Raw genomic sequence first — 20,550 nt, 5'->3', positions numbered from 1 at the left:
CGCCAGACGTGAAAGGCCTATAGGGTGCTACCGGCTTCAATGGCATAGCCCAGATCGACCACTTCGTGTTTTACAGGCGCGCCTTCGATACGGGCCAGTAGCGCCTCGGCTGCCGCTTTGCCGATAGCTTGGCGAGGGGTAATCACGCTGGCGAGCCTCGGGGTCATCGCCTGGCCAACATCGTGGCCGTGAAAACCGGCAATTGCCATTGTTTCGGGTACCCTGATGCCACGCCGCTGGCATTCAAAAAAGGCCCCCACCGCAACGTCGTCATTGGTACAAAAGATCCCGTCAGCGGTCGGGTAATCGGCCATGATCCGCTCCATCAGCGCCGCCCCCACGGTATAGGACGAGCGTTGAGTACTGTACAGCGTGACCGGCGCCAGGCCATTGGCCTGCATGGCATCGCGATAGCCCTGCTCGCGTTGCCGGGTACGTTCGTCAAGACGCACTGCCAGGTAAATAATCTGTCGCCGACCGCGCCGTATCATCTCGCTGACCATATCGAAAGCCGCATTGACGTTGTCGTAGCCCACTGCCTGCTGAAGTGGCGCACGATGAGTGTCCATGATTTCAACAATCGGAATACCTGCGGTTTCCAGCATCCTCAGGCTCCGGTCAGTGTGTTCATGGTCGGAAAGAATGACACCGTCGACATTGTAGGAAAGTAACGATGCCAGACTGCGCTCTTCCAGCTCGGGGCTATAGCCGTAGTGAGACAGCATCAGATGGTAGCCAGCGGGCTCCGTCAGGGTTTCAATGCCGACGATAACGTCGGCAAACACCTGGTTGGTGAGCGACGGCACCAGCACGCCTATCGAATGACTGGTCGCCCGGGACAGCAGGTCGGGCGCACGATTGGGGATATAGCCGATCTCTTCAGCCGCCGAAAAAATGCGCTCACGCAAGCCTTCCGACACCGTTTCGGGGTCGCGCAGGCAGCGGCTCACCGTCATTTTGGTGGCACCAACGCGATCCGCTATATCTTGCAAGGTGGGGCGTTTTTTCTTCAAACGAGGTGCCTTCTTCAACCTGAGTCCGGGGCCTTAGCCTAACGAAACCTTGGCCCCAGAGCGATACCCGCTTAGTAGGGGGGCTCGGTTGAGGCAGGCAGTGTGGCCAGGAAGTCGCGTACAATCTGACTGGGTGTTAATGCTATCGACAAGCTGACCGCTTCTGCTGGCCCTGGTGGCTCCAGATCAGCCAATTGGCTTGCCAGCATGCCGTCGCCCTTGAAGAAATGATCCGCCCGCTCGCTTAACCGCTCGCGTAGCAGTTCTCGACTTCCTTCCAGATACAGAATGCGTAGCTCCGAGTCCCCAGCGCGCAGCCGATCACGGTAGCGTTTTTTCAGCCCCGAACAGGCAATCACCACCGAGGAGTCCTGGCGGTAATACTCGGCAAACAGATCGGCAAGCGTATCCAGCCATTCACGCCTGTCATCATCATTGAGCGGTGTCCCGCTGGCCATTTTCGCTACATTAGCCGGTGAATGGTGATCATCACCGTCAATAAATGTCGCCCCCAAAGAGGCCGCCAGCGCTTGTCCAACATGAGACTTACCCGAACCGGACACTCCCATCACTAGAATGCGCTGAGAAGCACTTTCCATACAGACGCTCCCTTAGTTACCGCGCACAGCGGTGAGATCAGGTAGCCAGGTCACAATGCCAGGGAAAGCGATCAATATCACCAGCACCACCAGCAGCGCAGCATAATACGGCAGCATCGCACGCACTAATGACTCCATGGATACCTTACCAACCCCGCACCCTACATATAGACAGGTGCCAACCGGCGGCGTCAGCAGGCCAACCCCGAGAATAAAGGCCATCAGCACGCCGAAGTAGACATCATCTACGCCTACGGAAGTGACGATCGGGGCCAGCATCGGTGCCATGATCACCATGGCAGGCGTCAGATCCATCACAAAGCCCACCACCAACAGCAAAGCAGCCACGATCAACAATAGCAAGAAAGGATCCTGGGTGATCGACTGCACTTGAGACACCAGGGTTTGCGGAACCATGTTGATAGTCAGGAACCAGGCAATCACGGTGGCAAACGCCAGCAGCATCATCACCATGCCGGTGAGGCGAGCCGTGCGAATCAACATGCCGCCCAGCGCCTTAATGCTGAACTCACGATACACCAGCAGGGAAATCGCCAGCGCATAGAGTAATGCGGCTACGGCTGCTTCAGTGGCCGTAAAGATACCGCCAATGATACCGCCAATCACAATGACCGGAAGTACCAGCGCCAGCCAGGCGTCTTTAAAGGCTTTCCAGAGTGCATCCCAGCGGAACTTTCGCACCCCGCCGCCCTGCTTGCTCGCCAGAATAAAAGTAGTCACCATCAAGGCAAAGCCAATCATCATCCCCGGGACAATACCGGCAATGAAAAGACGACTGATCGAAGTTTCGGTCACAATGCCGTAGAGAATCAGCGGAATTGACGGTGGAATGATAATCCCGATGACCGATGACACGGTATTGATTGCCGTGGCATTAGCCGCACTGTAGCCCTGCTGCTTCATCGACGGGATCATCATGGCCCCGGTAGCCGCCGTATCGGCCACGGCGGAACCGCTGATACCGCCAAAGAACATCGAGCCGGTGATTGCGACCTGGCCCAGGCCGCCGCGCATAAAGCCGACCAGCGCCCCAGCCAGTTCCATCAGGCGACGCGCAATGCCGCCCTGGCTCATCACTTCCCCCACCAGAATAAAGAAGGGAATGGCCAGCAGCGGAAAACTGTTCACCCCTCGAATCGATTGCTCGATCATGATCGACAGCGGAATATCCGAGAGCACCGCCATTACCACCGCGGCAACGCCTAAGCCAAAGGCAATCGGCAAGCCCAGCACAATAGAAATCAATAAGATACCAAGAAAAATCCACAACATGGCTCAGACCCCCTTTTCTGGCTGGCGAATGATGCAAAGACTCACCCACATCCGCCATAGCGACACCACGGCGATAAATAAAACGCACAGCACCAGTGACAAACTCAACAAACTCAATGGCACATTCAAAATCGCCGAGCGGCCGCTGGAGTTCGCGATGACTTGGTACCCGCCAACTAACATCACGCCCATCAAGGCGGTAATGATCAAATGCTGAATACAATAAAGCACATGGGCAAATCGTATGGGTAGACGACGCACCAGGGCATCTACCGCAATATGTTCATAGCGCGCAAACGCTGCCGCGGCCCCGACAAACACCAACCAGATAAAGAGCATACGCGCCAACTCATCTGCCCAGGGCAGAGAATGATTGAACAGCGCGCGCCCCACCACATTGCAGGAAACAGAAGCAATCAACGCCACTAGAATAGCGCCAATCAGATACTCCATGCCGAGCGTTAGCCAGCGAAACACCGCGGGACCCTGACGGGTGTCAGTATCGAGTTCTAACTGTTTGCGATTGGGATCATCCAGATACACCGAAGGATCTTCCATCACGGGGTCGTTAAGCTTGGTCGTCTGGGAAGTGGTCATGATAACTCCAGAGATACTGACAACTCGGGCAGGCCAATGGGCCTGCCCGATCACCTGCAAAGAAAGGCGAGGGTTATTCGGTGCTGTCGTCGACAATCGCTTGGATGTCTTGAATCAGCTCTTCGCCAATGCGCGGCGCCCACTCTTCGTATACCGGCTGCACCGCTTCCTGGAAGGCAGCCAATTGCTCGTCATTGAGGCGAGTGATTTGCATGCCACGCTCTTCAAGCTGCTCACGCGACCACGTATCGTACTCCGCCGACAGCTGAATTTCGTATTCGGCCGACTGGCGCGCCGCTTCCATTACCAGTTCCTGGTACTCAGGTGCCATGCTGTCCCAGGTGCGCTCCGAAAGCATCATGATGAACGGTGTGTACACGTGGCGCGTTTCGGTGCCGTAATCCTGCACTTCATGGAAGTTAGACGTCAGGATGGTGCTCCAGGGGTTCTCCTGGCCATCAACCACGCCTTGCTCCATCGCCGAGAAAAGCTCGCCAAACGCCATGGGCGTCGGGTTGGCCCCCAGCGTTTCCCAGATATCCAGGTGCACCGGGTTTTCCATGGTGCGGACACTCAAGCCACGGACATCAAGGCCCGCAACATCTTCCGGCGTTTCAACCGGGCGAGCACTGTTGGAAAGCTGGCGATAGCCATTTTCAGAAAATGCCAGCGGCTTCAGGCCGGAACCTTCAAAGCCTTCCAGCAGTTCCAACGCCACATCGCTTTGCAGGACCTCGACGGCGGCTTCACGGCTTGGCAGCAAAAACGGCAGGTCAAAAACGGCGAGTTCTTCAACATAGCCCGTGGCTGCCGAGCTGGACGGATAGGTCATGTCCAGCGTGCCGGTTTGCAGCATTTCGAGCATCTGGACATCGTCACCCAACTGGCTGTTGGGGAAGACATTGACGGTGATACGCCCATCTGTGCGCTTTTCGAGAATCTCACCAAAATACTGGCTGGAAATGTACTGCGGTGAGTTTTCAGATAGGCCGATACCCATACGCAGCGTATGAGTACCGTGGTCGCCGACCTTATCGCCATCGATTTCAGGCGGGTCGGAAAGCTCGGGACTTTGGGCATGGGCCATGCCCAGCGTCAGGGTGGTCGCGCCAACCAGGGTAAGCGTGTTGCGCCAAATTGCAGTCATGACGTATCTCCATACAAATCATTGTTGTTGATGATGGTGATTGATAGCGGATGAATGGCATCGCCACCGAGAGAACGTTGCCGGTCACGACGATTATCGACGCTTTGTTACCGGTAACATTTGTTAAGCGAAGGCTAGCCATCTACCATCACGGTGTCAAAGCGAAACAGACAAATTGCGACCAAGGTATAGGCCGCTAGCCACCTAGCGGCCTATCACGCTACATTAGGGACAAGTATTTCTTGAGGGAGCCATCATGGCCGACACCCCGACCTGCAGTGAACTGGAGCTTGATAACCAGCTTTGCTTCGCGCTCTATTCCACGTCCTTGATGATGACCAAGGTCTACAAACCACTACTCAAAGAGCTAGGCCTTACCTACCCTCAATACCTTGCAATGCTGGTGCTGTGGCAGGAAGACGGCATTACGGTCAGCACGTTGAGCAAGCGCTTACTCACTGACCCCGGCTCGGTCACTCCCCTGCTTAAGCGGCTCGAAGCCGATCACCTGTTGATCAGACAGCGTAGCCGCCAGGATGAGCGGGTAGTAGAGCTGTTTCTGACCCAACATGGCCGGTCGATGCGCGAACGGGCGCGTCATATCCCTAGCTGCGTCGTCAATGCAAGCGACCAGTCCATCGAGGCACTTACCCAACTCAAAGACGACCTGGTTAAACTCCGCGATAAATTACAAACCTTCCAGTAGTCCCCCTTGCCAGCACGGATCAAAAACGCTCGGCCATTTAGCTTGCGCACAAACTAAAGCTGCACTAAATTATTGCCACGCCCACGTTATGTACAGCTTGGGTGAAGCTTACTTATCGAGTCATGCAAGGAGTATTGACGATGTCGATTGAAACGATTGCCTACCGTGCCCATGCCACCGCTACCGGCGGCCGCGAGGGTCATGCCAAATCGTCCGACGGCGCGTTGAGTGTCAAGCTCAGCACGCCCAAAGAACTGGGCGGCCCCGGCGGCGACGGTACCAATCCCGAACAGCTTTTTGCAGCAGGTTACTCAGCCTGTTTTTTAGGCGCCCTTAAACACGTTGCCAGCCAAGAAAACGTTAAGCTGCCAGACGATACCCAAATTAACGGCCACGTTGGCATTGGGGCTATTCCGACCGGTTTTGGCATTGAAGTGGAACTCGAAATCAGCCTGCCCGGCCTTGAAAAAGACGTTGCGCAAATGCTGGTCGATAAGGCCCACGTTGTCTGTCCCTACTCCAATGCAACGCGCGGTAATATCGACGTCACACTGACAGTGGTATAAGGTCGATAGTCAGCGAACCATCAGCCACTGCATCATTTGGTGCGGTGGCTTCCTTTAACAGGAGGGAACGATGAGCGAAGACACCTACACCCCACCACGCGTATGGCAATGGGAACCCGGCAACGGCGGCAAATTTGCCAACATTAACCGCCCTGTCGCGGGCGCAACGCATGACAAACCGCTGCCGGTTGGTAAACATTCCCTACAGCTTTATTCACTGGCCACCCCCAACGGGGTGAAAGTCACCGTGATGCTCGAAGAACTGCTGGAGAAAGGCATTGCGGGTGCTGAGTACGATGCGCACCTTATCCAGATTGGTGAAGGCGACCAGTTTGGCAGCGGTTTTGTTGAGGTGAACCCTAACTCGAAAATCCCCGCGCTGATGGATCACAGCACACAGCCGCCTCAGCGGGTGTTTGAGTCCGGCGCCATCCTGCTTTATCTGGCCGAGAAATTTAACGCCTTCTTGCCCACTAACCCGGCAAAACGCACCGAGTGCTTGTCCTGGTTATTCTGGCAAATGGGCAGCGCGCCGCTACTCGGTGGCGGCTTCGGCCACTTTTACGCGTACGCGCCGGAGAGCTACCAGTATCCGATCGATCGCTACACCATGGAAGTCAAGCGCCAGCTTGATGTACTCGACCGCCACCTGGCCGAAAACCGCTTCATGGCAGGCGATGAATACACCATTGCCGACATGGCGATCCATCCCTGGTACGGCGCACTGGTCAAGAATCGGGTCTATGAAGCGGCCGAGTTCCTTGAAGCCCATACCTACCAGAATGTCATTCGCTGGACCGAAGAGATCGACGAGCGCCCGGCCGTCAAGCGTGGCCGCATGGTCAACCGCACCTGGGGCGAACCCCATGAACAGTTGCATGAGCGCCATGATGCCAGCGATTTTGAACGTCGCACCCAAGACAAGCAATAATGACGCCTTCGCATTCGCTTGAGCATTACCCCAAGCGGCCCATCACGGGCCGTTTTGCGTCATGCCGTGTATAAGCTTAGCCATATGAAGAGAGACGTCATGATTGACCCTAAATATAGTCAGTTGCTGTTTACCTTCTTGATGGCGTTGTTCATGTCAGGCGTTATGTCGCTGGTGATTACGCTTTACAATATCGGCCTTGTTGACGGCATTGTGATGATTTGGCTGGAAGCCTGGCTGTTTGCTTTCGTCGTGGCCTTTCCGGTCATCAATCTGGTGTTGCCCATTGTGCGCCGACTCGTCACCCTGCTGGTGAAACGGCCGCCCGAGCGGGACAAAGCCTGAATCACACCAAGCCAAAAGGGGCGTCATTCGACGCCCCTTTTTAGCTTTTCAGCCTCGTTCAAATCCTTAGAATTGGTAGCGGACGTTGGCTGTCACATTACGCCGTTCGCCGTAGCCACAGTCCCCGCCTTCGTAACGGCACCAGGAAATGAATTCCTCGTCGGTGAGGTTCTTGGCATCCAGACTAATGTCCCACTGCCCGACAGTGTAGCCGATCATGGCGTCATACAGCGTCTCGGATGGCACCACCGGCGAGCCACCAAAGCCCACATTGTCACCGATGTAGCGCACCCCCGCACCCAACCGCCAGTGGTTGCCTACGTACAGCTTGTTCCACCACGAGGCTTGTTTTTCGGCCACGGCGGAAAGCCGCTCACCGCTGCTATCGTCGTTGGCGTTCATGTGGGTATAGCCCAGTTGGGTTTCAAAGTCCTGCCAGCGTTTGTTGATCTGCAGTTCCCAGCCGTCGATCACAGCGCCGGTCTGTTCAACGCCACCGGGAGTTACCCCGTCGCTGACCCGGTTTTCCTGGGTGATATCAAAATACGCGGCGTTGATGGCCAGCGACTTGTCCGGTGACAGATACTTGATCCCCGCTTCTTCCTGCTCGCCCCGCGTGGGCTTGAGCGCACTGGGGTTTGCCGTGCCGTCGGTGCCCAGGTTCATGGTGAAGGCTTCGGAATAACTGACGTAGGGAGATACCCCATTAGCAAACCGATACATCAGCCCCAGGCGTCCCGTCGTCGCTTCCTGATCGCTGACCGAATCAGACCCGGACACCGCCAGCTCGCGGTTTTCCGCCCAATCATGGCGTAGCCCCGCCGACACCACCACCGGGCCGACTTCAATGTGATCAGCCAGGTAAATCCCTACCTGCTCGATTTCATTATCGGGACGATCTGAAGGGTTCAGCGAGTCCAGCTGTAAATCACCGTACTGAGGGTTATAAATATCGATGTTGCCGCCGCCGCCAGGGACCGAGTCATAGTTATCCTGCTCCCAGCGGGCGTCCTGACGGTCGATACCGGCGATCAGGTTATGCTGGGTATTTCCAAGCTCAAAATTGCCTTGCAGACGCGCGTCCACATTGAATATTTGCGTGGCGGCATCGGCAGTAAAGATCGTCCGCGAGACCTCGCCATTGGCGTCGGGCACGCTTGGGATATCAACCCAGTGCTCGCGAGTTTCAGTGCTGGAGTCGGTATAACGCGCCGTGGCGGAAAATGCCCAGTCGCGATTCAGTTGATGGTCGAAAAACAACGTGGTTTCGGTTTTCTCGCGGTCGTAGCGGTCCCAGCCCGGCTCACCGACAAACCGCTCCGAGCCGATAAAGCCCTGGGAACCCGGCTCCAGCGTACCCGCCTGGGGCAGGAACTGCGCCGACACCTGGCCTTTATTCTCCTGGCGATTGACCAGCAGGGTAACTTCCGTGTCGTCGCTGGGCCGCCAGGTCAGCGAGGGCGCCACCACATAACCGTCATCCTCGACGTGATCCACCTGGGTATCGCTATCACGCTTCAAGGCCACCAGGCGATAGAGCAGCGTGCCATCCTCGTCGGCGGCACCCGTAACATCCACGGCCAGTTGCTTACGGTTATGCGAACCGTACCGCGCCCACACTTCGCCGCTGCGCTCTTCCTCGGGCAGCTTGGACACCCCGTTGATAATGCCGCCCAGATCCGCCTGCCCGTAGAGCATCGACGACGGCCCTTTCAGCACTTCCAGGCTCTCCAATGCATAGGGATTGGTGCGCACTGAATTGTAGGAGCCGTAAAGCTGGCGCAGGCCATCCAGATAGCGACCGGCTTCGATACCGCGTACAGAGGCCCCGTCGATGCGCGTGTCAAAGCCATAGTTACCGGCGTAGACACCGGGCGTATAGAGCAGCGCATCCTGAATGGTTTTGCTGCCGGTATCCTGCATGAATTGCTCGTCCACCACCGACATGGAGAACGGCTGCTCGTTTAACGGTACGTTCAGCTTGCCCACACTGGGCTGTTTTTCCGCTTCGATATAGCCCATTGCATCCACGGCAGTACCCACGACCTGAATGGCGTCCAGCTCGACGTCACTGTCGGATTCGGCTTGCTGGGCCGCGGCAAACGTGGGGGCGATAAGCGACGCAAGCGCCACCGCACTGGAGAGCTTGCGCACATGAAAGGCTGAATTTTGCATGATAGGTTGATCCCGGAGCTAATATTAATAACAATGATAGTGATTTTTATTTGCGAATTAATATAAAGACTTGGGGGTCGCCTGTAAAGCACCTGGCTGGAACGCGAGAGGAGTAAACGGATAGCGCCGACAAAGGCGTACGCCCTGCCGGCCATAATGGATTAACGAGGTAAGGTGGTGCCGTGAGTGAGGGTTATACGACGCGGGCATTGTTCAGTGCATAATTCCACACGCGATAAAAGTAGAACAGATACCCCAACCCAAAGGTGAGCAGCGAGATCAGCATCCACAGGATAATATGCCCAACATTGCTGAACAGGTTGATATCGCACACCATTTTCCGCTCCACGCCGCTACTGGGGTCGATCACCGAGGTCCGGTTGATCACGAAGCGGGCAAACGAATAGGGAAAGAAGAAAAGCGCGATACCGAAGGTAATCACGCTCAGCACCACCCAGATAAGCAGGTGGCCCACAATGTCGAGAATCGATAGATCTGCCTTGATATTCACCGCAAGTCCTTCATCAGCATGGAAAGCGGCGCAGCGTACCAGCAGCAGGCCCTGGCGTGAATCGCTGCAGGACGAAATGGGGGCCGAGCAGGCTTACTGACGACTCGCCCACCACTGCGCATACGTGCTGTTATCGGGCGCCAGTCCCCCTTCGTCGGGCGCATCATCGTCCCACCATACCGGCCCGCGCTCGCCCAATGCTTCCTTGGCAACCTGCACCGCGTCACGCGCCTGGCGCAGCGCGTCGGGGTCGTCTTGCTGTTGCGCCGTTCGCACCGCCCGGCGCGCTTTCATCAGCGCCTTGATATGGGTGCGTTTTTCATCCTCGCTCAAGCGTGGATCGGTACACCGCCACAGGCGATTTTTGGCCACAAAATAGCGGCCATCGGGCGTGCGGGGGTATGCTTTCCTGGCCATCTGACACCCTCTCCAACGGTCAGTCGGGTGGAATCGATAACAGCCTAGCGCGTTTTGCCATCAAAAACGTTTCGACAGCGTCAACGCACCGAACTTATCCTGCTCTTCCTGGCCGTCGAATTCCCGCGATCGCACCACGGCGGCATAGGTCACCTGCCAATCTTCCCAGGCCAGCGCCAATCCACCTGACACGTCCCCGACCCACTCCTTGCGATCCACCGAGTGGCTATTTCTGAAGGAATTGCCATCCAAAGTCAGGTTTTGCGCCATGTAATAGCCGTCTACGCTGGCAAACAGGTACCACTGCCAACCATCGTTACCGGTTATATGATGACGGCTGCCGGGAATAGGGGTCAGCGTGGGAATGCCTGAGGCTTCATCGCCCCAGCGCACGCTGTAACCGGCGCTGGCGTAAGTGTATAGATTACCCAGAGCACCGCTGACGCTGGGCCCATGGGCAAACTGCTTGCCACCCAACGGCGTGCTGTGCCACCACTGGCGGCGCATTGCCGCATTCAGTATCGCTTCATCCCCCAACTGATTTTTCCAGCCGCTAGGACGTTCGCTATCGGTAACACGGTGCACTTCGCGCTGAATGCTATCGGCAAGCGACGACGGCCCGACCAGACCGACATCCAGGTGCAGGTCCGTCGTCTGCAGCCAGTTGCCAATCGGCACATCTTCGTAAAGCGAAATACCGCCGTAGACAAGCCCCGCATAGGGCCGATCATCCTCGATCAGCTCACTTCGCCTAATATTGTTCGGCGTGTAGATCTGATGCACCAGCCGGTAGGCGGCTCTATCGGCACTACCGATCAGACTATCGGGTAATGCGGTAGCCAGGTGCTGGGTCCAGCTATCCGCGTCAGGTTCATATGCATAGTTAAGCTCAAAGCCGCTGGTGAAGTGACCATCGTCACTGCTGGCCAGACTGTCGTTTTCAAACTTGACTGATAACGCATCATCCGCTGCATTGGCCAACCCGGGCAGCAGGCAAACGCAGGCAAAAAAGCTGGCAAGTGACCAGCGCAAAGAGAAATATCCATTCATCGCTCATTCCTTGAGTTGAGGAGGGGAGAAGAAGCTCGTTGGGCATCAATCGTCAACAAACATTGTTGATTGTATGTAATTGTGCAGAATGATAGCAAGCATACGTGTTGGCCGACGGCAGAAAAAGGTTACCGGTCGCGTAACAGCCATTGCGGCGTGATCTCGTGCTGGCCGTTTTCATCGGTAATGAACAGCGATCCTTCGCTGATCATCACGGCCCAGTTAATCGCCCTTGGCAGATCATTGGCAATGGTCGCAAGCGCTTCCTGGGGCAGCCCTGCCACATGCACATTTCTCAGCGATGCTACATTCGGTAGTACTTTGCTCTCCCACTGATCCACCCGCCCGTAGGCAAGCAGCGATACGCGTTCGGCCCGGCGTGAGCACCAGGTAAGACGATCAACATCCGGCAGGCCGACTTCGATCCAGTGCAAGACACGGCCATCCAGGCTCTTTTCCCATAAAGCAGGTTCATCGACATCAGAAAGGCCACGCCCAAAGGCCAGGGCTTCGCTGTACCACAGCACATAAGCAAGCAAGCGTGCGGTCATGCGCTCTTCTGTCTCTGACGGATGGCGTGCCACGGTAAAGCGCAGCGACTCATACACCCCGCGATCCAGATCGGTCAGATTAATATCCACTTTGTAGGGTGTTGCGCTAAGTGCCATTGCAGTTTCCAAACGAAAATTTTCGTCAGTGTACCTGATACATGGGTATGACAGGTTATGACTGGCGGTAATCCGCCTTGAGAGTGCCATTTTTCAGCGTTTCGGCTTCGTGCATGGGCTCACGCCATGATTCTTCTAACGCCGCTTGATACCAGGCTTGCATGGCAGGCAGCGCGAGCAAACGTTCCACATACGCCTGGGAAGCTCCACTGATCGGTAACTTGAACGTCTGCGCGCGAAACGCCACGGGGGCATAAAACGCATCAACCGCAGTGAAATGCTTACCCGCCAAGAACGGCCCGCCAAAGCGTTCAAGCCCTTGCTGCCACAGCGCATCCAGGCGAGCCACGTCGGCGCTGAGCTTGGCCGATAAGCGATTCAACGCCACCCGCATACCGCAATTCATCGAGCACTCATCGCGGAGCGCACCAAAGCCGCTGTGCATCTCGGCGCTGGCCGAGCGCGCCCAGGCACGGGCCGCTCTGTCAGCAGGCCAAACCTCATCGTGTTGCTCGGCAAGGTACTCGACAATCGCCAGAGAGTCCCATATGGCCGTTTCCCCGTCGACTAAACATGGCACCAGCCCCGAAGGCGAAAAACGTTTAAACGCCTCATGACTAGCACCAAAACCACCCTCAAACGGCATGAGATGTTCGTTAAACGGAATCTCCAGCGCTTTCATCAACACCCAAGGGCGCAGCGACCAGGAAGAGTAATTCTTGTTGGCAATATATAAATCAAACATGCTGCGCACCTTGCAGTGTCGATAACGGCGACGTTAATCAAATGACGTGTTTCATCGAGCATAAAACGGGGGTGACGAAAGCGCCACCCCCTAAATCAGCAAATCTTGAATGAGCGAAGGCTTAAAAGCTCGGCTTGCGCTTCTCGACAAACGCGGACATACCCTCTTTCTGTTCGTCGCCGGCAAAGCAGAAGGCGAACAGGCTGGTTTCCAGCGCCAGGGCGCTGTCCAGGTCTTGATCCAAGCCGTCGTGGACCGCCTGCTTGGCACCGCGCACCGCCTGTGGGCCGTTACCCGTAAGCTGTTTGGTGAGCTCTTCAACGTAGCCCTCAAGCTCCGCTTGCGGCATTACCCGGTTCACCAGGCCGATACGCAGCGCTTCCTGGGCGTCAATTTTGCGTCCGGTGGTGACCAGGTCAATCGCCATGGCAGGGCCAACGCGGCGCGGCAGTCGCTGGGTACCGCCAAAGCCGGGGATGACCCCCAGCAGCACTTCAGGTTGACCGAACACGGCGTTGTCGGTGGCTACCGCCCAGTCGCAGGCCAGCGCCAGTTCGCAGCCGCCGCCAAGGCAAAACCCGTTCACCAGCGCGACCACCGGCACGGGTAACGTCTCTAGGCGTTTAATGGTACGCAGCGCTTGGCTGGCAAAGGCGCGCGCTTCTTCTGGCGTCTTGTCACGCATCTCGGTGATATCAGCACCGGCCACGAAGGACTTCTCACCGGCACCGGTAAGCAGTACGCCGCGTAGATTCGGGTGGGTTTCAAGCTCCACCAAGTGGGTTTCCAGCGCTAACAGCACATCGCTATTCAATGCATTCAGTGCTTTGGGACGATTGATGGTGAGGCGCACCATCCCATCGTTATCAACCTTTTCGATCACTGCTTCGCTCATGACAGGCTCCTTGTTTGATTTATTATGGAATTGTAAAGTGGATACCACCCAACCCTAGCGAACGCTTGGTTGAGTGGCAATGACTTATTTATGCCGCGCTCTTAACATCAGTGCAAGCTACTCGTAATGATAAAAACCGCGTCCGCTCTTACGGCCTAGATAACCCGCCGCGACCATACGCTTGAGCAGCGGGCAGGGACGGTATTTGGGGTCACCAAAGCCTTCCTGCAGCACCTCCGTAATCGCCAGGCAGACATCCAGGCCAATCAGGTCCGCCAGCGCCAGCGGACCCATGGGGTGAGCCGCACCGAGTTTCATCGCCTCATCAATGGCTTCAGGCGTTGCAGTGCCTTCCTGAACAATAAATGCCGCTTCGTTGATCATGGGTACGAGTAAGCGGTTGACCGCAAAGCCAGGCGCATCGCCCACCGGCACGGCGGTTTTGCCAAGGGTCTTGGCAAGTTTTTCAATCTCGGCCACGGTGGCATCGGCGGTCTGCTCGGCGCGAATCACTTCCACCAGTTTGAGCACCGGCACCGGGTTGAAGAAGTGCATCCCCACCACGCGCTCTGGGTGCTCACACACCGCTGCCAGGCGAGTGAGTGATAGCGAAGAGGTGTTGGAGGCCAGTATCGCGGTGCTGCTCAACTGGCTGAGATCGCGAAACAGCTTCTCTTTCAGCTCGGGTTGCTCAGGGGCAGCTTCGATAATCACCGCGCAGTTGCTTAGTGCGTCCAGCGTGGTGGTGGTAGAAAGGCGCGCCAGCGCAGCGTCTTTCTCCGCCGCGCTGATTTTTTCTTTCGTGACCAGCTTACCCAAACCTTTATCGATATTTGCCTTGGCACGGCCAAGCGGCTCCTCGGCCACGTCATAAAGGTGCACATTAACGCCACTGGCAACCGCCACTTGGGCAATCCCCTGCCCCATGGTACCTGCGCCGACGACACCGATATTCTGATCACTCATGCATTCTCTCCCCGGTCGATGACTGATTCTGCTAGCGATTATTGATGCTGTTTGGCTTCTTCCCGCAGTACAAATTTCTGAATCTTGCCCGTCGAGGTTTTCGGCAGGTCGCTGAAGATAACCATTCTAGGGACTTTGTAGCCTGCCAAGTGTTCACGGCAGTGGGCGATAATATCGGCTTCGCTGACTTCACCATAACCGACTTTGAGCTTCACAAAGGCACAGGGGGTTTCGCCCCACTTCTCGTCAGGCTTGGCCACCACCGCTGCCTCTTCCACGGCAGGATGGCCGTAAATAGCGTCTTCCACTTCAATGGTCGAGATATTTTCACCGCCGGAAATAATGATGTCCTTGGAGCGGTCCTTGATCTCGATATAGCCGTCCGGGTGCCACACGGCCAGATCCCCGGTGTGGTACCAGCCCCCTTCCAGCGCCTGCTCGGTGGCTTCGGCATTCTTTAAATACCCCTTCATGACGTTGTTACCGCGCATCAGAATCTCGCCGATGGTCTGACCATCCTTGGGGACCGGCTCCATGGTTAGCGGGTCGGCCACACAGAGGGCTTCGAGCATGTGATAGCGCACCCCCTGGCGGGCTTTGATCTTGGCCCGCGCTTCCAGCGACAACTCATCCCACGACTCGCGCCAGGCGCACACGGTCACCGGCCCATACACTTCCGTCAGACCATAGACGTGGGTGACGTCAATGCCCAGCTTCTCTACCCCGGCAATTACCGACGCGGGAGGTGCCGCACCGGCGGTGGTCACTTTCACCGGGTGATCAAACTCGCACTTGTCGTCGGCCGGTAAGTTCACCAGGCCATTGAGAATAATCGGCGCCCCGCTGAAGTGAGTGACCTTCTCGGCGGTAATGAGTTGCATGATCTTTTTGGGGTCGACTTTGCGCAGGCAAATATTGACCCCGGCGTTGGCGGCAATCGTCCACGGGAAACACCAGCCGTTGCAGTGAAACATCGGCAGTGTCCAAAGATAGATCGGGTGGTGGGGCATCGCCCACTCCATGATATTGCTCACCGCGTTCAGGTAAGCGCCGCGATGGTGATAAACCACCCCCTTGGGCTTACCGGTGGTGCCGGAGGTGTAGTTGAGCGAGATCGCATCCCACTCATCCGTGGGCAGCTGATAGGCAAATTCAGCATCGCCCTCTTGGAGTAGCGCTTCGTATTCAATTTCCCCAATGCCCTGGGTGTCGCCAAGAAACTCCACATCGGCGACGTCAATGATCAACGGTTTATGCTCAAGCTTGGCCACCGCTTGCTGGATGACGTCGGCAAACTCGGGGTCAACCAGAATGGCTTTGGCCTCGCCGTGCCCCAGCATATAGCTGATCGCCTCGGCATCCAGACGGATGTTCAGGGTATTCAATACACAGCCGGCCAGCGGCACGCCAAAGTGAACTTCAAACATAGCGGGCACGTTGGGCAGCATGGCCGCCACCGTCTGGCCCGGCTGAATGCCTCGCTGCTTGAGGGCAGAAGCCAGCCGACGGCAACGCGACCAGGTCTCACCCCAGGTGCGCCGCGTGCTGCCATGAACCACCGCAGGGTAATCGGGATAGATCGACGCCGAGCGCTCGATAAAGGTCAGCGGTGAAAGCGGTACGTGGTTGGCAACGGTCTTCGGCAACCCCTGCTCGAAGATAGAAGTGTTCGTCATGGTCGGCTCCTGGCATTATAGAAATCGTTATTATTAATAAGCGCACGTTTTAAATGACTGTTTTGATAGCCTAGAAACAGCACCGCCGCCTCAAAGGGCGGCGGTGCGAAACTAACAATTAGCGTCAATGAACCTCAAAGTCGCTTAAACATTGTATACCTGCATCAATCACCGCCCGCTGTGCCCGGCCTACTGGCAGCCATTGAGTGATGGCAAAGTCGGCGCTACGCATCTTGGCAGTATAGAAGGGATCGTCGCTGCCATTATGAATGGCAGCTTTGGCACTCAACGCTGATTGACCCATTTGCCACGCGCACAGCACATGCCCCGCTAGATTCAGGAACGGTGTCGCGTAGGCCTGAACGGCGTCTGCGCCGCTATCGGGGTCTTTACCCTCTGCCAGCACAATGGCTTGGGCGGCTTTTAAATCGTCAAGCCCGGCGGCCAAGCCGCGGCCCAATGCTGCCAAGGCGGGGTCGGCATTGAGCTGCTCCACCGTCGCGGCGACCTCTTTCAAGAGCGCGGTGAGCGCTTCGCCGTTGTCACGCTGGAGCTTCCGCCCCGCCAGATCGAGCGCCTGGATACCGTTGGTGCCTTCGTAAATCGGTGCAATGCGGGCATCGCGCAGCAGCTGGGCGGCGCCAGTCTCTTCCACATAGCCCATGCCGCCGTGTACCTGAATGCCCATAGAGGCAATATCCACGGCCTGATCGGTGGAGAAGCTCTTGATGACGGGAATCAAAATATCGGCGCGGGCCTGGGCGGCTTGGCGGGCATCGCTGTTTTCCGCATGGCGGGCGGTGTCCAGTTCGGCGGCGCAGTACAGGGCCAGCGCGCGCAGCGCATCGGTGCGTGAACGCATGGAGAGCAGCATGCGGCGCACATCCAGGTGGTCGCTGATGGTGCAGTCCTTACCGCCCCGGGCTTTAGGGGAACGCCCCTGGGTGCGCTCCAGGGCGTAGGCAAAGGCGTGCTGACAGGCGCGCTCGGCCACGCCAATGCCCTGAATACCAACCTTGTGGCGTGCCTCGTTCATCATGGTGAACATATGGTTGAGGCCACGCCCCTCCTCGCCGACCAGATAGCCAACCGCGCCGCCATTTTCGCCAAAGCTCAGGGTGCAGGTGGGCGAACCGTGGATGCCCAGCTTGTGCTCAATGGAGGCGCAGGTGACGTCGTTGCGCTCACCCAGGGAACCGTCGTCGTTGACCAGAAATTTGGGCACCAGAAACAGCGAAATGCCTTTGTTGCCTTCCGGCGCGTCGGGTTTGCGGGCCAGTACCAGGTGAATAATGTTCTCGGCGGCGTCGTGCTCGCCCCAGGTAATGTAGATTTTCTGGCCGCTGATACGGTAATGACGGCCTTCGGGAATGGCTTTAGTACGGACCTTCGAAAGATCCGAGCCGGCCTGGGGCTCGGTCAGGTTCATGGTCCCGGTCCAGGTACCTTCTACCAGCTTGGGGAGATAGACCACTTTCTGGTCGTCGTTACCATGGTGGGCCAAGGCTTCGATAGCACCGGCTGTCAGCATGGGGCAAAGACCCAGCGCCATATTGGCGCCGTGGAGCATTTCCTGGACGGCGCTGGCCACCACTTCCGGCAAATTTTGTCCGCCCAATGATTCAGAGACGCCAATGCCGTTCCAGCCCCCCTCCACATACGCCTGGTAAGCCGCCGCGAAGCCTTCAGGCGTCGTTACCCTGCCATCTGAATGGCGCTTTGCTCCCTGCTTGTCGCCAACATCGTTCAGCGGCCCCCAGACATCACCGGCCAGCTTGGCAGCTTCTTCAAGCACTGCCTCGACCAGATCGGGGGTGGCTTCTTCAAAGCCCGGCAGGTTCAGCGAGCGATGCGCTAGCAGTTCTTCAAGCACAAAGCGCAAATCGCGTACCGGCGCGGCGTAATAGTTCATAACAAGACCTCGGGCTGAGAATTTAAACAATTGTTTGAAAGTCTACAGTGATACTAGTAATCCTCGCCACTACACACCATTAGCCCAAGGTCTCAACAAAACGTCACGCAATTAACGACGGCGCCTCAATGCCGCTCACCAGCCTGCTCGGTATCATCGTAATAAACGATGTGATTTTCGTCTTCAGGCGGTGGCCCGACAATTGGTTCCGCCACGTCCACATCGGGCACCAGGTCCGACAGATCCTCCAGATGTTCGTGCTCCAGCGCTCCCTGCATCAGCTCTTCGGTGACTACCAGCTCGGCACCCGCAGAGCTCATCGGCGTCGTGGCGGTAAACGGTGCCACCGGCACAGGCGCGGGGCGAACACGTCGACGCCAACTGAAGAACATGACAAAGAACAGGCTCAGCGCACCGAAAGCCCAGAACAGCCCGGCATCGCCCATGACCGTCATCACCGGGGAGATCATCAGCGGGCTGATCGTCGCACCGATGGAGTTGATCAACAGCAGTCCCTGGCTCATGCGCACCAGGGCACCGGCCGGAGCACGATCAGCCGCATGGCTGACCGCCACCGGATAAAGCGCAAACACCCCGCCACCCAGCAGGAACAGCAACACCGCCAGCATTGGGGTGGAAAGCGGTAGCCACAACATTGCCGCCGAGATCAGCGCGCAGAAAGCGCTGATCGCGATCAACACCATCTGGCGGTCGTGGCGATCCGACCAGCGGCCAATGGGGTACTGCAGTAGCATGGCGCCCATAATCACCACGGCCATCATCTGGCCAACCTGGCTGACCGTCATGCCAATTCGCTGTAAATAGAGCGGCAGCAGCGTATACGCCGCCGCGACCACCATGCCGGACCCCAGACTGCCCATGACACCGGTTGGCGTCATGGTGATCAGGCGAAGAGGCGGAAGCGGCTCGGCATGCTCGATAAGCGGTGATACGCGTGGAATCATCGCCATTGGCAGTACCGAGAGTGACGCCAGAAGCCCTATCACCATGAACGGTGCCGTCATGCCCATGGCATCGGTCACGCCCAGCAGCAATTGCCCCAACACGCCAGCGGCATACAGCGAAATCATATACAGCGCGAGCAGACGACCGCGCACTTTCTGGTCGCCAGAGGTCAACAGCCAGCTTTCAATGACCAGATAGACCCCCACCGTTGCCCAGCCGCCGATCAAACGCAGCACGAACCAGGCCCAGGGATCAAAGAATAGGCCCTGTAGCAGTACCGTCACGGCGACCAGCGAGGCGAAGCTACCGTAGGCGCGGATATGACCGATACGCAGTAACAGGCGATCATTCACCATGGCACCCAGTGCCAGGCCAATAAAGTAGGCGGACGAGACAATGCCGATTAACGTGGCCGACTCACCTGCCGCATCCAGGCGGATGGTAATCAAGGTAGCGAGAAAGCCGTTACCGATCCCGAGAATGAACAGCCCTAAAAGGGGCGCCAGCGCCATGGCCAGCAGTTGCCGCGACATGAAAACCTCGTCTTGCCGATAGAGATGAAAAACAGGCGTGGAAAACACGGCAAAGCGCGCCCACAGAAACCGCCATCTCACCTGGCACATCGATTCAGGCAGGGATAACGGCGCGCAATTATTGCCCCGAACGGGGTAAAGTCAATGCTTTTCTGACGGCGTCGCTGTCGGCTATAGCAATTTACGCAGGATAACCGTGTCAGGCCCAGGAAATTCCACTGTAAAATGATGCTGGGCGGCCCACCAGCAAAATGTTGCTTCGCTGAAGAAACTGACGTGTGTTGGGTCCGCAATATAGTGCCAGCGAGCAAACGACTCGGGCGACGTGACCCGCTTGGTCATCATCCCAAGGTAGCCACCGGGCGTTAGCAGTCCGGCCAATTGAGCCAGTACCTGGCCGGGCTGCGCCAGATGCTCGACGACTTCTGTCGCGGTGATAAAATCGTATTCAGGGGTAAGCACCCGCTGTTCTGGCGCATAAAAGGGGTCATAAATTGACATGGGGTAGCCCTGCTCTGCGAACATCACAGAGAGCGTGGGCCCAGGGCCTGAGCCAAAATCAAGCCCTCGAGCCTGGGCGGTCAGCCTAGCGGTCAGCGGGGTAAATAAACGCCCTAAAAAACGTCGATATCCCGTATCATACGGCGAGTTCTGGTGCTTGTCGTATTCCGCCCTTTCGGCGGCTGCGCTCAAATGCTGCTCTGGCGGCACAAAGACCAGTGCACACGTGGCACACTGGAAATAGTCACGGCGGCGATCTTGATGATAGAGGGTAGCATCACCCTCGTCACATAGCGGGCAACGCCGCGTCGTTGTCTTCATTGACTCACTGTTTTGTA

21 protein-coding genes are annotated in these 20,550 nt (G+C 57.1%); 4 read left to right on the top strand and 17 right to left on the bottom strand.

Features of this window, described 5'->3' with window-relative positions; genetic code table 11:
* Positions 1–17: 17 nt before the first annotated feature.
* The 5 genes from gntR to B7L15_RS10185 all read right to left on the bottom strand — a co-directional run bounded on the left by gntR (position 18) and on the right by B7L15_RS10185 (position 4,649).
* Positions 18–1,013, bottom strand: coding sequence for a gluconate operon transcriptional repressor GntR (gene gntR / locus B7L15_RS10205; RefSeq protein WP_085918876.1), 996 nt, complete (start codon positions 1,011–1,013; stop codon positions 18–20).
* A 71-nt stretch (positions 1,014–1,084) separates the two neighbouring features.
* Positions 1,085–1,612, bottom strand: a complete 528-nt coding sequence (locus tag B7L15_RS10200) for a gluconokinase (RefSeq protein ID WP_085918875.1) — start codon at positions 1,610–1,612, stop codon at positions 1,085–1,087.
* Positions 1,613–1,624: 12 nt separating this feature from the next.
* Positions 1,625–2,905 (bottom strand): TRAP transporter large permease, encoded by a 1,281-nt coding sequence (locus B7L15_RS10195; RefSeq protein ID WP_085918874.1) that lies wholly within the window; start codon positions 2,903–2,905, stop codon positions 1,625–1,627.
* Between the two features lie 3 nt (positions 2,906–2,908).
* Entirely contained in the window at positions 2,909–3,502 is a 594-nt protein-coding gene (locus B7L15_RS10190) for a TRAP transporter small permease (protein ID WP_085918873.1), read from the bottom strand.
* Positions 3,503–3,575: 73 nt separating this feature from the next.
* Positions 3,576–4,649, bottom strand: a complete 1,074-nt coding sequence (locus B7L15_RS10185; RefSeq protein ID WP_085918872.1) for a TRAP transporter substrate-binding protein — start codon at positions 4,647–4,649, stop codon at positions 3,576–3,578.
* Between the two features lie 256 nt (positions 4,650–4,905).
* Between B7L15_RS10185 and B7L15_RS10180 the strand changes: the two genes are divergently transcribed.
* From B7L15_RS10180 to B7L15_RS10165, 4 genes are all read left to right on the top strand, one after another.
* Complete coding sequence (locus tag B7L15_RS10180; protein ID WP_085918871.1) at positions 4,906–5,355, top strand: MarR family winged helix-turn-helix transcriptional regulator; 450 nt, start codon at positions 4,906–4,908, stop codon at positions 5,353–5,355.
* A 140-nt stretch (positions 5,356–5,495) separates the two neighbouring features.
* Positions 5,496–5,921 carry an organic hydroperoxide resistance protein gene (locus tag B7L15_RS10175; protein WP_085918870.1) on the top strand — a complete coding sequence of 142 codons (426 nt, stop codon included), beginning with the start codon at positions 5,496–5,498 and terminating at the stop codon, positions 5,919–5,921.
* A gap of 70 nt (positions 5,922–5,991) precedes the next feature.
* Positions 5,992–6,852, top strand: a complete 861-nt coding sequence (gene yghU, locus B7L15_RS10170; RefSeq protein WP_085918869.1) for a glutathione-dependent disulfide-bond oxidoreductase — start codon at positions 5,992–5,994, stop codon at positions 6,850–6,852.
* Between the two features lie 99 nt (positions 6,853–6,951).
* Complete coding sequence (locus B7L15_RS10165) at positions 6,952–7,197, top strand: DUF2798 domain-containing protein (RefSeq protein ID WP_085918868.1); 246 nt, start codon at positions 6,952–6,954, stop codon at positions 7,195–7,197.
* Positions 7,198–7,263: 66 nt separating this feature from the next.
* Here the strand turns inward: B7L15_RS10165 and B7L15_RS10160 are convergent, their stop codons facing one another.
* The 12 genes from B7L15_RS10160 to B7L15_RS10105 form a co-directional block, all read right to left on the bottom strand.
* Positions 7,264–9,372 carry a TonB-dependent siderophore receptor gene (locus B7L15_RS10160; protein ID WP_085918867.1) on the bottom strand — a complete coding sequence of 703 codons (2,109 nt, stop codon included), beginning with the start codon at positions 9,370–9,372 and terminating at the stop codon, positions 7,264–7,266.
* A 193-nt stretch (positions 9,373–9,565) separates the two neighbouring features.
* Positions 9,566–9,883 carry a DUF6693 family protein gene (locus B7L15_RS10155; RefSeq protein WP_085918866.1) on the bottom strand — a complete coding sequence of 106 codons (318 nt, stop codon included), beginning with the start codon at positions 9,881–9,883 and terminating at the stop codon, positions 9,566–9,568.
* A 93-nt stretch (positions 9,884–9,976) separates the two neighbouring features.
* The gene (locus B7L15_RS10150) at positions 9,977–10,300 is read right to left on the bottom strand and encodes a hypothetical protein (protein ID WP_085918865.1); all 324 of its coding nucleotides are present in this window, start codon (positions 10,298–10,300) and stop codon (positions 9,977–9,979) included.
* 60 nt (positions 10,301–10,360) lie between these two features.
* On the bottom strand, positions 10,361–11,350 hold the full coding sequence (locus B7L15_RS10145) for a lipid A deacylase LpxR family protein (RefSeq protein WP_085918864.1): 990 nt from the start codon (positions 11,348–11,350) through the stop codon (positions 10,361–10,363).
* A 128-nt stretch (positions 11,351–11,478) separates the two neighbouring features.
* Positions 11,479–12,018, bottom strand: coding sequence for a YaeQ family protein (locus tag B7L15_RS10140; RefSeq protein WP_085918863.1), 540 nt, complete (start codon positions 12,016–12,018; stop codon positions 11,479–11,481).
* Positions 12,019–12,073: 55 nt separating this feature from the next.
* Positions 12,074–12,763, bottom strand: a complete 690-nt coding sequence (locus B7L15_RS10135; protein WP_085918862.1) for a glutathione S-transferase family protein — start codon at positions 12,761–12,763, stop codon at positions 12,074–12,076.
* 121 nt (positions 12,764–12,884) lie between these two features.
* The gene (locus tag B7L15_RS10130) at positions 12,885–13,658 is read right to left on the bottom strand and encodes an enoyl-CoA hydratase-related protein (RefSeq protein WP_085918861.1); all 774 of its coding nucleotides are present in this window, start codon (positions 13,656–13,658) and stop codon (positions 12,885–12,887) included.
* A gap of 117 nt (positions 13,659–13,775) precedes the next feature.
* Positions 13,776–14,624, bottom strand: coding sequence for a 3-hydroxybutyryl-CoA dehydrogenase (locus B7L15_RS10125; protein ID WP_085918860.1), 849 nt, complete (start codon positions 14,622–14,624; stop codon positions 13,776–13,778).
* 38 nt (positions 14,625–14,662) lie between these two features.
* Positions 14,663–16,300, bottom strand: a complete 1,638-nt coding sequence (locus B7L15_RS10120) for an acyl-CoA synthetase (RefSeq protein WP_085918859.1) — start codon at positions 16,298–16,300, stop codon at positions 14,663–14,665.
* A gap of 124 nt (positions 16,301–16,424) precedes the next feature.
* The gene (locus B7L15_RS10115; RefSeq protein ID WP_085918858.1) at positions 16,425–18,212 is read right to left on the bottom strand and encodes an acyl-CoA dehydrogenase; all 1,788 of its coding nucleotides are present in this window, start codon (positions 18,210–18,212) and stop codon (positions 16,425–16,427) included.
* 125 nt (positions 18,213–18,337) lie between these two features.
* Positions 18,338–19,711, bottom strand: a complete 1,374-nt coding sequence (locus tag B7L15_RS10110; RefSeq protein ID WP_085918857.1) for an MFS transporter — start codon at positions 19,709–19,711, stop codon at positions 18,338–18,340.
* A gap of 171 nt (positions 19,712–19,882) precedes the next feature.
* Positions 19,883–20,533 (bottom strand): class I SAM-dependent methyltransferase, encoded by a 651-nt coding sequence (locus B7L15_RS10105; protein WP_254902918.1) that lies wholly within the window; start codon positions 20,531–20,533, stop codon positions 19,883–19,885.
* Between the last annotated feature and the right edge of the window lie 17 nt (positions 20,534–20,550).

Origin of the sequence: Halomonas sp. CSM-2 (assembly GCF_002119345.1) — a bacterium.
Lineage (GTDB): Bacteria > Pseudomonadota > Gammaproteobacteria > Pseudomonadales > Halomonadaceae > Vreelandella > Vreelandella janggokensis.
The sequence above is the reverse complement of the archived record's forward strand: the minus strand, read 5'-3'. Positions and strand labels throughout refer to the sequence as shown.